A 16,015-nucleotide genomic window follows, 5' to 3' on the forward strand; every position below is an offset into this window, starting at 1 on the left:
GAAGAAGGCCCCACCTAGGGGACATCCGCCGTGGTACGCGGCTTATGTCATTGATGGAGCTTGGAGCGATGAGCGTGGAAACCCAAAAAGAGACACTGGGCTTTCAGACTGAAGTGAAGCAACTGCTTCACCTGATGATTCATTCTCTCTATTCGAACAAGGAAATCTTCCTCCGCGAGCTGATTTCCAACGCCTCGGACGCCGCCGACAAGCTGCGTTTCGAAGCCCTGGCCAATCCCGAGCTGCTCGAGGGCGGCGCCGAGCTGAAGATCCGCGTCAGCTTCGACAAGGAAGCCAACACCGTCACCCTGGAAGACAACGGCATCGGCATGAGCCGCGAGGATGTGGTGACTCACCTGGGCACCATCGCCAAGTCCGGGACCGCCGACTTCCTGAAGAACTTGTCTGGCGACCAGAAGAAGGATTCGCACCTGATCGGCCAGTTCGGCGTCGGTTTCTACAGCGCCTTCATCGTCGCCGACAAGGTCGACGTCTACTCCCGTCGCGCCGGCCAGCCGGCCAGCGAAGGCGTGCACTGGTCGTCGAAGGGCGAGGGCGAGTTCGACGTCGCCACCATCGACAAGCCCGAGCGCGGCACCCGCATCGTCCTCCACCTGAAAAAGGGCGAGGAGGAGTTCGCCGATGGCTGGCGCCTGCGCAACGTGATCAAGAAATACTCCGATCACATCGCTTTGCCGATCGAGCTACCCAAGGAATTCCACGGCGAAGAGGCCGACAAGCCCGCCGAGCCGGAATGGGAAACGGTCAACCGCGCCAGCGCGCTGTGGACCCGTCCGCGCGCCGAGGTGAAGGACGAGGAATACCAGGAGTTCTACAAGCACGTCGCCCATGACTTCGAGAACCCGCTGAGCTGGAGCCACAACAAGGTCGAAGGCAAGCTGGAATACACCTCGCTGCTCTACGTGCCGGGCCGCGCGCCGTTCGACCTGTACCATCGCGAAGCGCCGCGAGGCCTGAAGCTGTACGTACAGCGCGTGTTCATCATGGACCAGGCCGACGAGTTCCTGCCGCTGTACCTGCGCTTCATCAAGGGTGTGGTCGACTCCAACGACCTGTCGCTGAATGTCTCCCGGGAAATCCTGCAGAAGGATCCGGTGATCGACTCGATGAAGTCGGCGTTGACCAAGCGCGTGCTGGACATGCTGGAGAAACTGGCGAAGAACGAGCCGGAGCAGTACAAGACCTTCTGGAAGAACTTCGGCCAGGTCCTCAAGGAAGGCCCGGCGGAAGACTTCGGCAACAAGGAGAAGATCGCCGGCCTGCTGCGCTTCGCCTCCACCGGCGACGATTCGGGCGAGCAGAGCGTAGCGCTGGCCGACTACATCGGTCGGATGAAGGAAGGCCAGGACAAGATCTACTACCTCACCGGCGAGAGCTACTCGCAGGTGAAGAACAGCCCGCACCTGGAAGTCTTCCGCAAGAAGGGCATCGAGGTGCTGCTGCTCACCGATCGCATCGACGAGTGGCTGATGAGCTACCTGCCGGAGTTCGACGGCAAGCAGTTCGTCGATGTCGCCCGCGGCGACCTGGACCTGGGCAGCCTGGACTCGGAAGAGGACAAGAAGGCCCAGGAAGAAGTCGCCAAGAGCAAGGAAGGCCTGATCGAGCGCCTGAAGAAGGTGCTCGACGAGCAGGTCAGCGAAGTCCGCGTCTCCCACCGCCTGACCGATTCGCCGGCGATCCTCGCCATCGGCGAACAGGACCTTGGCCTGCAGATGCGCCAGATCCTCGAGGCCAGTGGGCAGAAAGTGCCGGACTCGAAGCCGATCTTCGAGATCAACCCGCAGCATCCGCTGATCGAGAAGCTGGATGCGGAGCCGGACGAGGACCGCTTCGGCGAGCTGTCGCATATTCTCTTCGACCAAGCCGCCCTGGCCGCGGGGGACAGCCTCAAGGATCCGGGCGCCTACGTACGCCGACTGAACAAGCTGCTGGTGGAGCTGTCCGCTTAAGCAGTAGCCCCGACAAAGCCCGCTTCGGCGGGCTTTGTCTTTTCCAACTCTCGCAGGAGCAGTACCCATGAGTGAGATTCGTGTAGAGCCGGTCGCCTACGACATCGATGGGCAGCCGTACGAAGGTCAACTGGTGTACGACGCCAGCCACGCGGGACCGCGCCCGGGCCTGCTGATGGCGCCGAACTGGATGGGCGTGAGCGCCGCCGCGCTGGACATCGCCCGGCAGGTCGCCGGTCGTGGGCACGTGGTGCTGGTGGCGGACCTCTACGGCAGGGACGTGCGTCCGCAGAACGGCGACGAGGCGGGCGCGGCGATGATGCCGCTGAAGAACGACCGGGCCCTGCTGCGCAAGCGCATGCAGGCAGCGCTGGCGGCCTTGCGCGGACAGGCGCTCGCGGCTGTCGATACGACCCGCCAGGCCGCCTTCGGTTTCTGCTTCGGCGGTTGCTGCGCGCTGGAGCTGGCTCGCGACGGCGCCGAGCTGAAGGCCTTCGTGTCCTTCCATGGCACCCTGGATACGCCGGACCCGGCGCATGCCAGGAATATCAAGGGCGCGGTACTGGTCCTCGACGGCGCCTCCGATCCGCTGGTGCCGCGCGAGCAGTTGCCGGCCTTCGCCAGGGAGATGACCGATGCCGGCGTCGACTGGCAGCTCACCAGCTACGGCGGCGCGGTGCATTCCTTCACCGATCCGAACGCCAAGGTGCCGGGCAAGATGCACTATGACGCCAGGACCTCCCGGCGTGCCTTCCAGGCGATGGATGACCTGCTGGCGGAAGTCTTCGCCTGAGACCGCCGGCTCACTCGCGCATGGCGAAGCAATGCCTGGCCTCGGGGAAGCGCCTTTCGCGCACGTCCTCGGCGAAGCGCCGGGCCGCCTCGTCGATTTCCCGGTCGAGGCGCGCGTAGCGTTCGACGAAGCGCGGTACCTGTTCGCCGCTTAGCCCGAGCAGGTCCTCGCTGACCAGTACCTGGCCGTCGCAGGCCGGCGAGGCGCCGATACCGATGCAGGGGATCGCCAGTTCTTCGCTAAGGCGACGGGCCAGCGGCTCGCCTACGCCTTCGATGACCACCGCGAAGGCGCCGCCGCGCTGCATGGCGAGGCCGTCGCGGCGTACCCGTTCGGCGCTTTCCGGGTCACGCCCCTGGGCCTTGAAGCCGCCCATGGCGTTGACCTGCTGCGGCATCAGGCCGATATGGGCGAGCACCGGTATGCCACGGCGTACCAGGAAGTCCACGGTTTCTTCCATTTCCTCACCGCCTTCCAGCTTCACCGCCTGGGCGCCGCTGTCGGCCAGCAGGCGTGCGGCGTTGCGGAACGCCTGTCGGGGCGATTCCTGGTAGCTGGCGAACGGCAAGTCGGCCACCACGCAGGCGCGCCGGCTGCCGCGCATCACCGCCAGGGTGTGGGCGACCATCATCTCCAGGCTCACTCCCAGGGTACTGGGCATGCCATAGAGCACCATGCCCAGCGAATCGCCGACCAGCAGCAGGTCGGCGTGCGGATCGAGGAGGCGGGCCATGGGCGTGCTGTAGGCGGTCAGCGCCACCAGGCTGCCGGCACCCTTGCGGCGCTGGATATCGGGAACGGACAGGCGATGTTGCGGGCGATGACTGCTCATGGCGTGGCTCCGGTTTGTCTATGGGGAGCCACACGCTACCATCGGCCACGCACCGCTCACTCGACGGATGGGGACAACCGATGCCGCAAACGGGACAAGAACGCGACCTGCCGCGATTCCGCAGCCTGCCCTGCGCGGTGTACCTGCGCGCCTTCGAGATGCCCGCCGGGCACCGGGTGGAGATGCACGACCACCCCTGGGGCCAACTGATGTACGCCGCCAGCGGCACCTTGCGCGCCAGCACCGAGCGGCACAGCTATCTGGTGCCGGCGCAGCGGGCGCTGTGGATTCCGCCGGGCGTCCGGCACGCCGCGGAGGCTTGCAACCCTGTGCTGTTCCGCAGTCTCTACCTGGATCGTTCGCTGCCCGGCGGTTGCCGGGTACTGGAGGTGTCCGGCCTGCTGCGCGAACTGTTGCTGCGGGCGGCGGAGTTTCCCCGTGAATATCCGCCGGGTGGCGAGGCCGAGCGTCTCATGCAGGTGGTCGCCGATGAGGTCGGGCGCCTTCGCGAGGCGCCGCTGAACCTGCCGTTGCCTGGCGACCCGCGCTTGCGCCGGATCACCGACGCGCTACAGGCGGATCCCGCCGATCCGCGTGGCATCTCGGATTGGGCGGGACTGGTGGGGGCTTCCCGACGGACCCTGGCGCGGCTGTTCCGCGAGCAGACCCAGTTGTCGTTTCGCGAGTGGCGCCAGCGCCTGCGTCTGCTCAACGCGGTCGCCGCGCTGGAGGAGGGCGCCAGCGTGACGCGGGTGGCCAGCGACCTTGGCTACGACTCCACCTCGGCGTTCATCAGCCTGTTCCAGCGTCATTTCGGCCAGACCCCCGGTTGCTTCGCCCGCTCCCTGCGCTTGCCCAACTGAGCCGCATGCTTCAGGGCGCCGCCTGTTGGCGCAGGCTTGCCGCCTTGGCCGCGAGGTCCGGCCAGGCGGGCTTGCCGGCGAAACGCTCGCGCAGGTAGTTGGCCAGGGCGGCGACTTGCCGGTCGTCGAGGCTGTGGCGGAAGCCGGGCATATAGCCGAGGTCGCCGGTGGCCGGGCTGTGGATGCCGTCGAGGATGATCCGCAGCAGGTTGTCCGGGCTGTCCGCATGCACATTGCTGTTCAGCGCCAGGGATGGACGCACGCCGAAGAAGCGCGGTCCGTCGCCGTCATGGTGGCAGGCCAGGCAGGCCCCGGCGAACAGGCGCGCGCCGCTGCCGCTGGGCGGTTGCACGCGGCCGTAGCCCTGCCGGTCGAGGCGTTGCGCCTGTTGCTGATCGGTTTCCCCGGCCGGGGCAGCGGCGTAGGACGCAAGGTAATGGGCCAGGGCCCGCAGGTCCTCGTCCGACTGCTTGGCCAGGCCTTCGCCGACCACTGGCGCCATCGGCCCGCTGGCGACCCCGTGGTAGGCCGAATAGCCGTGGCGGAGGTAGGCGTAGAGGGCCTCCTCGCTCCAGGCGATGGGCGCCGGCGAACTGGCGTTCAAGGCTGGCGCGGTCCAGCCCTCCGCCTCGCCGCCGGCGAAGTGCGCGCTGCCGGACTTTTCCGCGCCGAGCGCATTGCGCGGCGAGTGGCAGGCGCTGCAATGGCCGAGGCCTTCGGCGAGATAGGCGCCGCGGTTCCATTGCTGGTTGCGCGTCGGCTCGTCGCGGTAGGCGCCGGGCTCCAGGAACAGCAGGTTCCAGCCGGCCATCAGCTGGCGTTGGTCGAAGGGGAACGGCAGCTGGTTGGCAGGCGTTTCGCTGTGCACCGCCGGCTGGCTCATCAGGTAGGCGTACAGGGCCTTCAGGTCTTCGTCGCGAGTCCTGGTGAAGGCGGTGTAAGGGAACGCCGGATACAGGTAGCTGCCGTCGCGGGCCACGCCATGCCGCATGGCCCGCTCGAAGGCGGGGTAGGACCAGCCACCGATGCCGCTCGCGCGATCCGGCGTGAGGTTGCTGCTGTAGATCGTCCCGAACGGCGTCGGCAAGGCCCGTCCGCCGGCGTTGCGCGGGCCGCCTTCGCGAGTGTGGCAGACCGCGCAGTCGCCGAGGGCGGCGAGGCGTTCGCCGCGGGCGATCTGCTCGGCGCTGAAGGGACCGGGTGTGCCTTCCAGTGGCCCGATGGCCGGTTGCCAGGCGTAGCCGAGGGCGATGGCGGCGAGCGCGACGAGGCTGCCGGAGGCCCAGAGGCCGATGCGTGTTGCCTTCTTCATCTGTCAGTCATCCACTGCGCGGGGCGCCGCGGCGCCCCGGGGAAAAGAATCAGGCCTGCGCGCTGCGCAGCGCCGCGAGTACGCGTTCCGGAGTGAACGGCACCTGTCGCAGGCGCGCCCCGGTAGCGTCGAAGATCGCATTGGCGATGGCCGCGGCGCTGGGCACCGAGGCTGACTCGCCAGCGCCCATCGGTGGCTGCTCGGGGCGGTCGAGCAGCAGTACGTCGATCTCCGGCAGTTCGGGGAAGCCGAGGATCGGGTAGCCGCCCCATTCCAGGCTGGTGACGCCACGGCGGTCGAAGGTGGCGAACTCCTTGAGTACCCGGCTGGTGGACTGGATGACGTTGCCGTGGACCTGGTGCCTGACCCCATCGGGATTGACCATCTGCCCGCAGTCATGGGCGACCCAGACCTTGGCGACGCGCACCGCGCCGTTCTCCGGGTTCACCTCGACGTCGACGATCCAGGCGGCCCAGGCGGCGCCGAAACCGGGAAACTTGCTGTGGAAGTAGCGCGCATAGGCGAAGCCGCGTCCCTTCAGCAAGCCGTCCCGGCGCGCCTCTGGGTTGGGGGAGGTGCGTGGCTGCCAGCCGGCGCGGGCGACCAGGGCGTCGATCAGCGCCAGGGCGCGCTGGTCGTCCAGGTAGCGGCGGCGGAAGGCGATGGGGTCGATGCCGGCCAGGTGCGCCAGTTCGTCGACGTAGGACTCATGGGCGAACACGTTCGGCAGCGCCGAGACGCCGCGCATCCAGGACGCGCGGACGATAGGGGCGGCGTCGTTGGCCACCACCCGCATCCGCGGGTAGCGGTATTGCGGGATCGCGGTGCGGTCGCCCATGTCGGCCACCTGCGGGGTGGCCGGGATCCGCCCGGTGAGGAGCAGGGCCAGGGTCGGCGCGCCGTTGGAGGGGTAGCAGGTGGCGAAGTCGTAGGCCGCCACCCGGCCTTGCTCGTCGAGACCGCCGCGGACCTCGATCAGTTGCGCGGTGCCTTTCGGTTCCCAGCCATGTTCCTGTTCGCGCATCAGTTGTACCCGCACCGGCCGGCCCACTGCCTGCGCCAGGAGCACGGCGTCGGCGCTGACGTCGTCGGCGCCGTTGCGTCCGTAGCAGCCGGCGGCTTCCATGCGGATCACCTCGATGTCCCCGGTCTCGCGCTGCAGCAGCCTGGCCAGGTCGTTGCGCAGGTCGTGCGGGTTCTGCGTGCCGGACCAGACGCGAGCGCGCTGCGCATCGACCTTGGCGAGGGCGCAGGAAGGGCCGATGGAGGCGTGCAACTGGTAGGGCCAGACATAAGTGGCCGACAGCGGCCGGGCGATGCCCGCGAGGTGCTGCTCGAGACCGGGCGAGTCGTGCAGCGTGCGTGGCTTCTTCGGATGCCGGCGAAGCGTGTCCTCGAGCCGGTCGGGTTCCAGCGGCGGCAGGCCCTGCCAGTCCTTCCAGCGCACCTTGAGCTGGCGCGCGGCGCGGATCGCCTGCTCCTCGCGTTCGCAGACCACGCCGACGAAGTCGCCGATCACGACCACCTTGACCAGCCCCGGCAGCCCGGCGACCGAGCTTTCGTCCACCGCCAGCAGGCCGCTGCCGAGCGGGGCGCTGACATCCGCGCCGGTATAGGGCGGGCGTACCACTCGCCCATGCAGCATGCCGGGCAGGCGCATGTCGTGGACATAGGTCAGTTGGCCGGTCAGCTTCGCCGGGATGTCCACCCGACGCACCGGCTTGCCGACCAGGCGGTACTCGCTGCGCGGCTTGAGCGGCGCCTTGCCGTCGATGTTCAGGTTGAAGCGCTGGCCTCGCAGCAACTCGCCGTAGCCGATCCGTCGCTGCGGATTGGCGGCGGCGAAGACCTGGCCGTTTTCGCTGCGCAGGCTGTCTGGATGCACCGGGAAATGGCTTCCGGCCTGGCGCAGGAGGAAGCGCCGGGCTTCGGCGGCGGCCTGGCGCAGAGGCACGGCGCTGACCTGGATGCTGGCGCTGGCGATGGTCGGCCCCTGGTCCGGTGTGCGACGGGTGTCGCCGAGGATCATCTCGACCTGCTCGAACGCGACGTCCAACTCTTCGGCGACGATCTGCGCCAGTGCCGTGCGGATGCCGGTACCAAGGTCGACGTGGCCGCAGAAGGCGGTGACCTTGCCGTCCGCGGCAATGGCGATGAACGAGTCGACCTGGTCCAGCGGCAGGTCGGTGGCGCCCTGCTCGGCAAGGGCGAGCAGCGGGGCGGGCAGGTTGACGGTGACCAGCAGCAGGCCGCCGGCCTTGAGGAAGCCGCGTCGCGAGGGATTGGCCAGGCTCATGCCGGGTGCTCCTCCTGACGCTCCTTCAGGCTCTCGGCGGCACGCCGCACGGCCTTGAGAATCTCCACATGGGTGCCGCAGCGACACAGGTTGTAGGCCAATTCCTGGCGGATCTCGCCGTCGCAGGGGTTCGGGTTGCGATCCAGCAACGCCTTGGCGGTCATCACCATGCCGTTGATGCAGTAGCCGCATTGGGCGGCCTGTTCGTCGATGAAGGCCTGTTGCAGCGGATGCGGATGGGCGGCATCGCCGAGTCCTTCGAGGGTAACTACCCGGCGGCCCACGGCGGCCTCCACCGGGGTGATGCAGGAGCGGGTGGCGACGCCATCCATCAGCACGGTGCAGGCCCCGCACTCGCCGAGGCCGCAGCCGAACTTGGGACCGTTCAGTTGCAGGTCGTTGCGCAGGACATAGAGCAGGGGGGTATCGGGGGCGACATCGAGGCGCAGGGACTGACCGTTGACGGTCAGGGCAAGGGCATCGCTCATGGCGGTTTCTCCCCATGCCGGGGGCATGGCTGTTCATCAGGCGGATGTCCCGTCGGCCGTGCCTGGTAGCGTGCGGCTCTGCGGGAATTTGTTTGTATACAAACATGTTATGGATGCCTGCGGCGAACTGTCAATGGCAGGCCGCTACGACGAAAGGCGCAGCTCCGGACGACGTAACGCGGAAAAAAAGATAGACCGCAATGGCCTCAGATCAGGCGAGCGAGCAACCCGCGCAGGGTTTCCTGTTCTTGCGGGGAGAGGGGAGCCAAGGCCTGCCGGTTGATCTCGCGGGCGGCCGCCAGGCCGGCCTCGAGTTCGGCACGTCCGGCAGGACTGAGGCTGACCAGCAGGCGCCGGCCGTCGTCCGGATCGGCGCTGCGCTGGATCAGTCCCCGTTTGTCCAGGCGCTCGACGACGCCCTTGATGGTCGCGGCGTCCATGGCGGTGAGTCGGCCGAGCTGGTTCTGCGGGCAGGGTCCGGTCTCGCCGAGGCGGACCAGGGCGGCCCACTGGGTGGGGGTCAGGCCGTTGCCGATGCCATTGGCGAACAACGCCGCATAGCGCTGGTTGGCCTGGCGCAGGATGAAGCCGATCTGGTCGTCGAGGCGGTACGGGGCGTTACGGGACATGCTGGACATCGGTGGTGGCGTGAGGGCTTCATTCTAGCTCACGGCCGGTACCAGAGTGCCTCGCGCTGAAAGGGAGTTTTTCCTGGAAGATAGGGGTTTTTCAGCTCGATTATTCTCCGCTGCCGAAGGGCAAGCTTGCCCAGCCGCGTCTTGAAATGTCGCTCGAACAGCCGTTCGAAGCTACCGTCGGCAATCGCCTTCTCCAGGCCCTGGCGAATGGCCTCGGCCAGTTCCGGGCGTTGACGCGAAACGAAGAAATAGAAGGCCGCGGGGTAGTGCAGGGCCACGTGCTGGTCGATCGCCAGGTGCAGCCCGGCGCGGGAGGCGTCCTCCAGTTCTCCGTCGATCACTACGACCTCGCGGGGGAAGACCTCGAAGCGACCGGCATCGAGCATGCGGAACAGGCTCTCGTAGTTCTGGCTGGTCTTCACCTCCAGGCCGTTGGCGCGCAGGATCGGTGTGTCGGCCCAGTCCTGGCGCTGGCCGAAGCGCAGGCGGCGGAGATCGTCGAGGGTCCGCGCCGAGGCCAGGATATCCTTGTTGGCGGCGCTGACCAGGGGAATGCGCCAGCCGATCAGGCCGCGATAGATCGGAATGCGGATCGGCAGCAGGGTCTCTTCCAGGTCGTCGCGGGACTGCGCCCACATCACCTGCAGGCCCGGATCGTCCTGCTCCAGGCGCAGTTGCGCACGGGACTGCGGCATGGGCTGCGCGCTGGGCTCCAGGCGGTAGTCGCCGCCGCTCCTGGCCAGCGCCAGTTGCAGCAGCTCGACGACGTAGGGTTCGGGGTTGCGCCCTTCGGAATGGCGCGGATAGATCACCCGTTCGCCAGCCCCGGCATGCCAGGCCAGCAGGCCGAACAGCAGGGCCAGCCAGCGGAGCGGCGAACCCTGGCCGAGCGGCAGCGGTCTATGTTCACTCAGGCCTATCAGGAGGAATGCCATGGCTGGCCCCCGTACGCGTGCCCTGTTTTCGACATTGTTCGCCCTGTCCCTGGTGACATCCTTGACCCATGCCAGGGATTATCGCTACAGCGACGCTCACGTGCACTATGTGGATTTTTTCCAGGAAAGCGAAGGCATGCCGCGGCTGCTGGAGGCGATGGACAAAGGCCGGGTCGACCATGTGATGCTCAGCGGCGTCGCGGTCGCCAAGAAATGGCACGAGGACGAGCCGAAGCGGCCGCGCTACTACGCTGGTGACGATGCCGGAGCCTATTGGTACAGCGCCACCGACGTGATCGTGGCGGCGGCGGTGAAATCCCTGCCAGCCGAGCAGCGGCGGCGCGTGCATCCGTTCCTGACCGGTTTCAACCCGACCGACAAGAACGCCGACGCGCACATCCGTCGCATGCTGGAGCTGGACCCGGGACTCTGGCAGGGCATCGGCGAGATCTTTACCCGTCACGACGACCTCACCGCGCTGACCTACGGCGACGTGCCGAGGGCCAACAACGAGGCGCTGGCGCGGGTCTATCACCTGGCCGCCGAATTCGACCTGCCGGTGTTGCTGCACGCCAACGTCACTTCCAAGCGCGAACGCAACCCGCTGTACCTGGCGGAAATCGAGGAGCCCCTGCGCAATCACCCGCATGTGCGGTTCATCTGGGCCCATGCCGGGACCAGCATGGAGATCCATCGCCACCAGAAGAAACTGGACTTCCTCCTGCCGACCCTTCGGCGTCTGCTACAGCGCTACCCGAACCTCTACATCGACCTGTCCTGGTCGGTGTTGCGCCCGTACCTGCTGGACGAGCAGGGCAAGCCCGATCCGCAGTGGCTGGCACTGGTCGAGCGGTTTCCGCAACGCTTCATGCTCGGTTCCGATGTGGTCGGCCAGTTCGACAGCCTGCCCGAGTTGATGGCGAGCTTCGATCCGTTCCTCGACGCCTTGCCCGAGCAGGTCGCTCGCCAGGTGGCGCGGGACAACTTTCTGGCGGTGCTGCCGCGCCAGCCCGCCGATCCGCGAGGCGAATAACCCGGATTCGTCATCAGTCTGTCATGCCGGCGTCATAGGCTCGCGCCAGTCCCATCCAGGAGTGAGTCATGTCCTTCATCCGTTCTTGCATCAGTCGTTCCGTCTTCCTGCTCGGCGCCGGCGTCGCCGTGGCGGCGCAGGCCGAGGTGCGTATCGACGGCCCCATCGAATATGGCGTGTTCGAAAGCCGCTACCAGGATTTCCAGCCCGGCGAACGGGTATTGACCCGTAGCGAGCAGAACATCCAGCAGACCACCGAAGTCCCGGCCAAGCTCGGCACCAAGTTCGGCATGCGTTATCAACTCAGCGGCAAGCAGGAAGGCGATACGCCTTTGACGCTGCTCTACCTCACCCCGGGCGTGGTCACTCCGGATGGTCAGCGGCATGACAAGTTCGAAGTGGTGCAGAAGCTGGTGCCGGGCGCGCCGACCGATGTCATGGCCTACGAATTCACCGAGCCGCACGAAGTGGTGAAGGGCGAATGGCGGTTGATGGTGTTCCAGGGCGATCGCCTGCTGGCGGAGAAATCCTTCGACGTGCGCTGAGCGCGAGCCATGCAAAGCGCTGGTTTTCTTGTGTGGCGTGGATAACGCGGAGGCGCCATTCGCTCTACCGGGCAAGGGTTGCCTGCGTGCGGTAGGGCGGATAACCGCCTGCGGTTATCCGCCGTTTGGGCGGCGTACGAACGGATGCCGACGGTAGCCTGTTCGTCCTTCGATCAGTCCCTGCTGACCCGGGTATCTTCCGCGGCGAGCGGACTGCCGTCGCCGGCGCGTACCTGCAGGCGCGGCACCGGCTGGCCGCTGTCGCGCTCGACCAGGCGGACATGGGATTCGTCCGGGGCGAAGAAATAGTCCTCGCCCCACTGCCGAATCGCCACCAGCAGGGGGAAGAGCGCGCGTCCCTTGTCAGTCAGGCGGTATTCCTGGTGACTGCCGCTTTCGGCCGGGACCGCCACCATCACGCCGTGCTCCACCAGGTTGCGCAGGCGCGCCGCCAGGATGTTCTTGGCCAGGCCGAGGCTCTTCTGGAATTCGCCGAAGCGCGTCAGTCCTTCGAAGGCATCGCGCACGATGAGCATCGACCAGCCGTCGCCGATCACGTCCAGCGGGCGGGCGACTGGACAACTGGCTTGCTTGTGGCTGGTGCGCTTGACCATCTGGGCGGCTCCGGAGGGGGAGAGGATCGGGTTTCATGGTAAAACCCGGGCTCCACGCTGGGCAACCGGAGGAAGTGCGCCGCCGTGAGACGGCGCACGGCATGGTCAGACGACGAAGCGGGTGACCATGTTGTTCAGGTCGATGGCCAGTTGCGACAGTTCCTGGCTGGCGGCGGCGGTCTGGTTGGAGCCGGCGGACGTCTGCAGCGAGATGTCGCGGATGTTCACCAGGTTGCGGTCGACCTCGCGGGCCACCTGGGCCTGCTGCTCGGAGGCGCTGGCGATCACCAGGGTACGCTCGTTGATCTGGCCGACCCGCTCCGCGATCTCGTTCAGCGCCAGGCCGGCGGCTTCGGCGATCTCCAGCATGTTGCGGGCGCGTACGCTGCTGCTGTCCATGGCGCCGACCGCGGCGCCGGTGCCTTCCTGGATGTTGGCGATCATCTGCTCGATCTCGCGGGTGGATTCCTGGGTGCGATGGGCGAGGGCGCGAACCTCGTCGGCGACCACGGCGAAACCGCGGCCCTGCTCGCCGGCGCGAGCCGCCTCGATGGCCGCGTTGAGCGCCAGGAGATTGGTCTGTTCGGCGATACCGCGGATCACGTCGAGGACCTTGGAAATGTCCTGGGCCTTTTCCGCCAGGCCGCCGACCAGCGCCGAGGTATTGTCCACTTCTTCGCTCATCAGGCGGATCGCCTGGACCGTCTCCAGTACCCGCTGGCGTCCGTTCTGCGCCGATTGCTCGGAGGCGGACGAGGCGTCCGAGGTGGAGCTGGCGTTGCGCGCCACTTCCTCGACGGCGGCGGTCATCTCGTTGACCGCGGTGGCGGCCATCTGGATTTCGTCGTTCTGCTGGGTCAGCGAGCGGTTGCCCTGCTCGGTGACGGCGCTGAGTTCCTCCGCGGCGGAGGCCAGTTGGGTCGCCGAGCTGCCGATCTGCTGGATGGTCTGGCGCAGTTGTGCCTGCATGCTCTGGAGGGCGACCAGCAGCTTGGCCGGTTCGTCGCGGCCAGAGGTGTCGATGCGGCTGGTGAGGTCGCCGGAAGCGATCACCTCGGCCACTCGCAGCGCCTCGCCGATCGGTTGGGTGATGCTGCGGGTGAACAGCCAGGCCAGTACCACGGTAGCGAGGCCGGCGACCAGCAGTACGCCGATCACTGCGGCGAAGGCGCTGTCATAGACCTCATCGGCCGTGTGGCTGGCCTGGCTGGCGCCCTTGACGTTGAAGTCGATCAGCGCCTGCAGTTGCTGCTGGGTGGCGCGGTACTGGTCGAGCAAGGTGCTTTCGGTGTACTGGCGGGTCTCTTCCAGCGGCTTGCTGCGCGACATCTGCACCAGGGTCTGCTGGCTTTGCAGGAGCGTCTGCCGGGTAGCCAGGTAGCGCTCGTAGATCGAGCGCTCGTCGGCACCACTGATCAGCCGTTGGTAGGCGCCCTCGCGATCGGTCAGTTCCTTGCCGATTTCCGTCATGCGGCTTTCCAGGAAGCGCTTGCTGCTATCGTCCGCCGCCAGCACATGGGCCAGTTGCACCTGCCGCAGTTCGGCGAGCAGAACGTTCAACTCGGCGCTTTCGCGGACGCTAGGCAGCCAGTTGTCGCTGATGTCCGAAGAGGCTTCGTTGAGCGAGCCCATCCGGTTCAGGGAAAAGATGCCGGTAATGACCAGCAGAGCGGTGATCAGGGCGAAACTCAGGGCGGCACGGGTCGCGATGGGCATACTGCGCAAAGACATGATGGCGGATTCCAGGGGGCAGGAAGAGGGACGGGGCTGACCAGTACTATCGGCAGGCAGGGCGGGAGGTTTAGCCCGTTCATGCAGTCCGGGTAAAGAAACGCTGGGTACAAAAAAGCGCCCCGGAGGGCGCTTCATGCGGCGATGGAGGGAATCAACCCTGCCAGCGCTTGAGGACCAGGGTGGCGTTGGTGCCGCCGAAGCCGAAGCTGTTGCTCATGACGGTATCGAGCTTGGCGTTCTCGCGGGTCTCGCGGAGAATCGGCAGGTCGGCCACTTCCGGGTCGAGTTCGTCGATGTTGGCGGAGCCGGCGATGAAGCCGCCTTCCATCATCAGCAGGCAATAGATCGCCTCGTGTACGCCGGCGGCGCCCAGCGAGTGGCCGGACAGGCTCTTCGTCGAGCTGATGGCCGGCGCCTTGTCGCCGAACACTTCGCGCACGCCTCGGATCTCGGCGACGTCGCCGACCGGGGTGGAGGTGCCGTGGGTGTTCAGGTAGTCGATCGGCGCGTCGACGGTGGCCAGCGCCTGCTGCATGCAGCGGATCGCGCCTTCGCCGCTCGGGGCGACCATGTCGTAGCCGTCGGAGGTGGCGCCGTAGCCGACGATCTCGGCGTAGATCTTGGCGCCGCGCTTGAGCGCATGCTCCAGCTCCTCGACCACCACCATGCCGCCGCCGCCGGCGATGACGAAGCCATCACGCTTGGCGTCGTAGGCGCGGGAGGCCTTTTCCGGCGTCTCGTTGTACTGGGTGGAGAGGGCGCCCATGGCGTCGAACAGGCAGCTCTGGCTCCAGTGTTCCTCTTCGCCGCCGCCGGCGAAGACCACGTCCTGCTTGCCCAGCTGGATTTGTTCCATGGCCTGGCCGATGCAATGCGCGCTGGTGGCGCAGGCGGAGGAGATCGAGTAGTTGACGCCCTTGATCTGGAACGGCGTGGCCAGGCAGGCCGATACGGTGCTGCCCATGGTGCGGGTCACGCGGTATGGGCCGATGCGCTTGACGCCTTTCTCGCGCAGGGTATCGATGGCTTCCATCTGGTTCAGGGTGGAAGCGCCGCCGGAGCCGGCGATCAGGCCGGTGCGGGGGTTGGAAATCTGTTCCGGAGTCAGGCCGGAGTCCTTGATCGCCTGCTCCATCGCCAGGTAGGCGTAGGCGGCGGCATCGCCCATGAAGCGGAAGACCTTGCGATCGATCAGCTCTTCGAGGTTCAGGTCGACCGAACCGGAAACGTGGCTGCGCAGGCCCATCTCGGCGTAGGACGGATTGAAGCGAATGCCGGGCCGACCCGCACGGAGGTTGGCGGAAACGGTGTCTTTGTCATTGCCGAGGCAGGAAACGATGCCCAGACCGGTGATAACGACGCGACGCATGCGGATAACCCTTAGAAGCTGTCAGTGGAGGTGAACAGGCCGACGCGGAGGCCTTCGGCACTGTAGATTTCGCGGCCATCGACGCTGACGGTGCCGTCGGCGATGGCCAGGACCAGCGAACGATTGATCGTGCGCTTGATATGAATGTTATACGTGACCTTCTTCGCTGTCGGCAGAACCTGACCGAAGAACTTCACTTCGCCCGAACCCAGGGCGCGGCCGCGGCCGGGGTTGCCCTGCCAGCCGAGGTAGAAACCGACCAGCTGCCACATGGCATCCAGGCCCAGGCAACCGGGCATGACCGGATCGCCTTCGAAGTGACAGGCGAAGAACCACAGGTCCGGGTTGATATCCAGCTCGGCGACCAGCTCGCCCTTGCCATACTTGCCGCCGACATCGCTGATGTGAACGATGCGATCGATCATCAGCATGTTGGGGGCGGGAAGTTGCGCGTTACCCGGGCCGAACAGCTCGCCGCGACTGCAGCGCAGCAGGTCTTCTCGGGTGAAGGCGTGTTGTTTGGTCATGCGAGCTCCTCAAAAATCCCTGAACTGCAGGGTTGTGGCGGTTCGTCCAGCGGCCGTCGCGCC

Annotated in this window: 15 protein-coding genes; 5 read left to right on the forward strand and 10 right to left on the reverse strand. The window is 66.7% G+C overall.

Annotated features, from left to right (window positions below; all coding sequences use genetic code 11):
* Positions 1-68: 68 nt before the first annotated feature.
* Positions 69-1,973 (forward strand): molecular chaperone HtpG, encoded by a 1,905-nt coding sequence (gene htpG / locus HMPREF2924_RS09670; protein WP_003087446.1) that lies wholly within the window; start codon positions 69-71, stop codon positions 1,971-1,973.
* Between the two features lie 67 nt (positions 1,974-2,040).
* On the forward strand, positions 2,041-2,766 hold the full coding sequence (locus tag HMPREF2924_RS09675; RefSeq protein WP_003087448.1) for a dienelactone hydrolase family protein: 726 nt from the start codon (positions 2,041-2,043) through the stop codon (positions 2,764-2,766).
* A gap of 10 nt (positions 2,767-2,776) precedes the next feature.
* On the opposite strand, the gene panB is transcribed toward HMPREF2924_RS09675, so the two are convergent.
* Entirely contained in the window at positions 2,777-3,598 is an 822-nt protein-coding gene (panB, locus tag HMPREF2924_RS09680) for a 3-methyl-2-oxobutanoate hydroxymethyltransferase (protein WP_003087450.1), read from the reverse strand.
* 80 nt (positions 3,599-3,678) lie between these two features.
* Here panB and HMPREF2924_RS09685 point away from each other — a divergent pair, with 80 nt between their 5' ends.
* Positions 3,679-4,461, forward strand: coding sequence for an AraC family transcriptional regulator (locus tag HMPREF2924_RS09685; protein ID WP_003097919.1), 783 nt, complete (start codon positions 3,679-3,681; stop codon positions 4,459-4,461).
* 10 nt (positions 4,462-4,471) lie between these two features.
* Here HMPREF2924_RS09685 and HMPREF2924_RS09690 read toward each other — a convergent pair whose 3' ends face one another.
* The 5 genes from HMPREF2924_RS09690 to HMPREF2924_RS09710 all read right to left on the reverse strand — a co-directional run bounded on the left by HMPREF2924_RS09690 (position 4,472) and on the right by HMPREF2924_RS09710 (position 10,130).
* Positions 4,472-5,773 carry a cytochrome c gene (locus tag HMPREF2924_RS09690; RefSeq protein ID WP_003132914.1) on the reverse strand — a complete coding sequence of 434 codons (1,302 nt, stop codon included), beginning with the start codon at positions 5,771-5,773 and terminating at the stop codon, positions 4,472-4,474.
* Between the two features lie 49 nt (positions 5,774-5,822).
* A complete protein-coding gene (locus tag HMPREF2924_RS09695) occupies positions 5,823-8,069 on the reverse strand; it encodes a xanthine dehydrogenase family protein molybdopterin-binding subunit (RefSeq protein WP_003132913.1) in 2,247 nt (748 codons plus the stop codon).
* Positions 8,066-8,557 carry a (2Fe-2S)-binding protein gene (locus HMPREF2924_RS09700; protein ID WP_003132912.1) on the reverse strand — a complete coding sequence of 164 codons (492 nt, stop codon included), beginning with the start codon at positions 8,555-8,557 and terminating at the stop codon, positions 8,066-8,068. The genes HMPREF2924_RS09695 and HMPREF2924_RS09700 overlap by 4 nt, the downstream gene beginning before the upstream one ends.
* 206 nt (positions 8,558-8,763) lie before the next feature.
* Positions 8,764-9,186, reverse strand: a complete 423-nt coding sequence (locus HMPREF2924_RS09705; protein ID WP_003132911.1) for a MarR family winged helix-turn-helix transcriptional regulator — start codon at positions 9,184-9,186, stop codon at positions 8,764-8,766.
* Between the two features lie 38 nt (positions 9,187-9,224).
* Complete coding sequence (locus tag HMPREF2924_RS09710) at positions 9,225-10,130, reverse strand: substrate-binding periplasmic protein (protein WP_003097899.1); 906 nt, start codon at positions 10,128-10,130, stop codon at positions 9,225-9,227.
* Here HMPREF2924_RS09710 and HMPREF2924_RS09715 point away from each other — a divergent pair.
* On the forward strand, positions 10,129-11,163 hold the full coding sequence (locus HMPREF2924_RS09715) for an amidohydrolase family protein (protein WP_003097898.1): 1,035 nt from the start codon (positions 10,129-10,131) through the stop codon (positions 11,161-11,163). The genes HMPREF2924_RS09710 and HMPREF2924_RS09715 overlap by 2 nt on opposite strands.
* Before the next feature lie 68 nt (positions 11,164-11,231).
* Positions 11,232-11,708 carry a DUF3859 domain-containing protein gene (locus HMPREF2924_RS09720; RefSeq protein ID WP_003087466.1) on the forward strand — a complete coding sequence of 159 codons (477 nt, stop codon included), beginning with the start codon at positions 11,232-11,234 and terminating at the stop codon, positions 11,706-11,708.
* Between the two features lie 173 nt (positions 11,709-11,881).
* Here HMPREF2924_RS09720 and HMPREF2924_RS09725 read toward each other — a convergent pair whose 3' ends face one another.
* The 4 genes from HMPREF2924_RS09725 to fabA form a co-directional block, all read right to left on the reverse strand.
* Positions 11,882-12,322, reverse strand: coding sequence for a biofilm oxidative stress transcriptional regulator BosR (locus HMPREF2924_RS09725; RefSeq protein WP_003087468.1), 441 nt, complete (start codon positions 12,320-12,322; stop codon positions 11,882-11,884).
* 105 nt (positions 12,323-12,427) lie between these two features.
* Positions 12,428-14,053, reverse strand: a complete 1,626-nt coding sequence (locus HMPREF2924_RS09730) for a methyl-accepting chemotaxis protein (protein ID WP_003132910.1) — start codon at positions 14,051-14,053, stop codon at positions 12,428-12,430.
* A 154-nt stretch (positions 14,054-14,207) separates the two neighbouring features.
* A complete protein-coding gene (fabB, locus tag HMPREF2924_RS09735; protein ID WP_003087471.1) occupies positions 14,208-15,425 on the reverse strand; it encodes a beta-ketoacyl-ACP synthase I in 1,218 nt (405 codons plus the stop codon).
* A gap of 11 nt (positions 15,426-15,436) precedes the next feature.
* A complete protein-coding gene (fabA, locus tag HMPREF2924_RS09740) occupies positions 15,437-15,952 on the reverse strand; it encodes a 3-hydroxyacyl-[acyl-carrier-protein] dehydratase FabA (protein ID WP_003087475.1) in 516 nt (171 codons plus the stop codon).
* Positions 15,953-16,015: the final 63 nt, after the last annotated feature.

The organism is Pseudomonas sp. HMSC063H08 (assembly GCF_001813645.1).
GTDB classification, from domain to species: Bacteria; Pseudomonadota; Gammaproteobacteria; order Pseudomonadales; family Pseudomonadaceae; genus Pseudomonas; species Pseudomonas aeruginosa.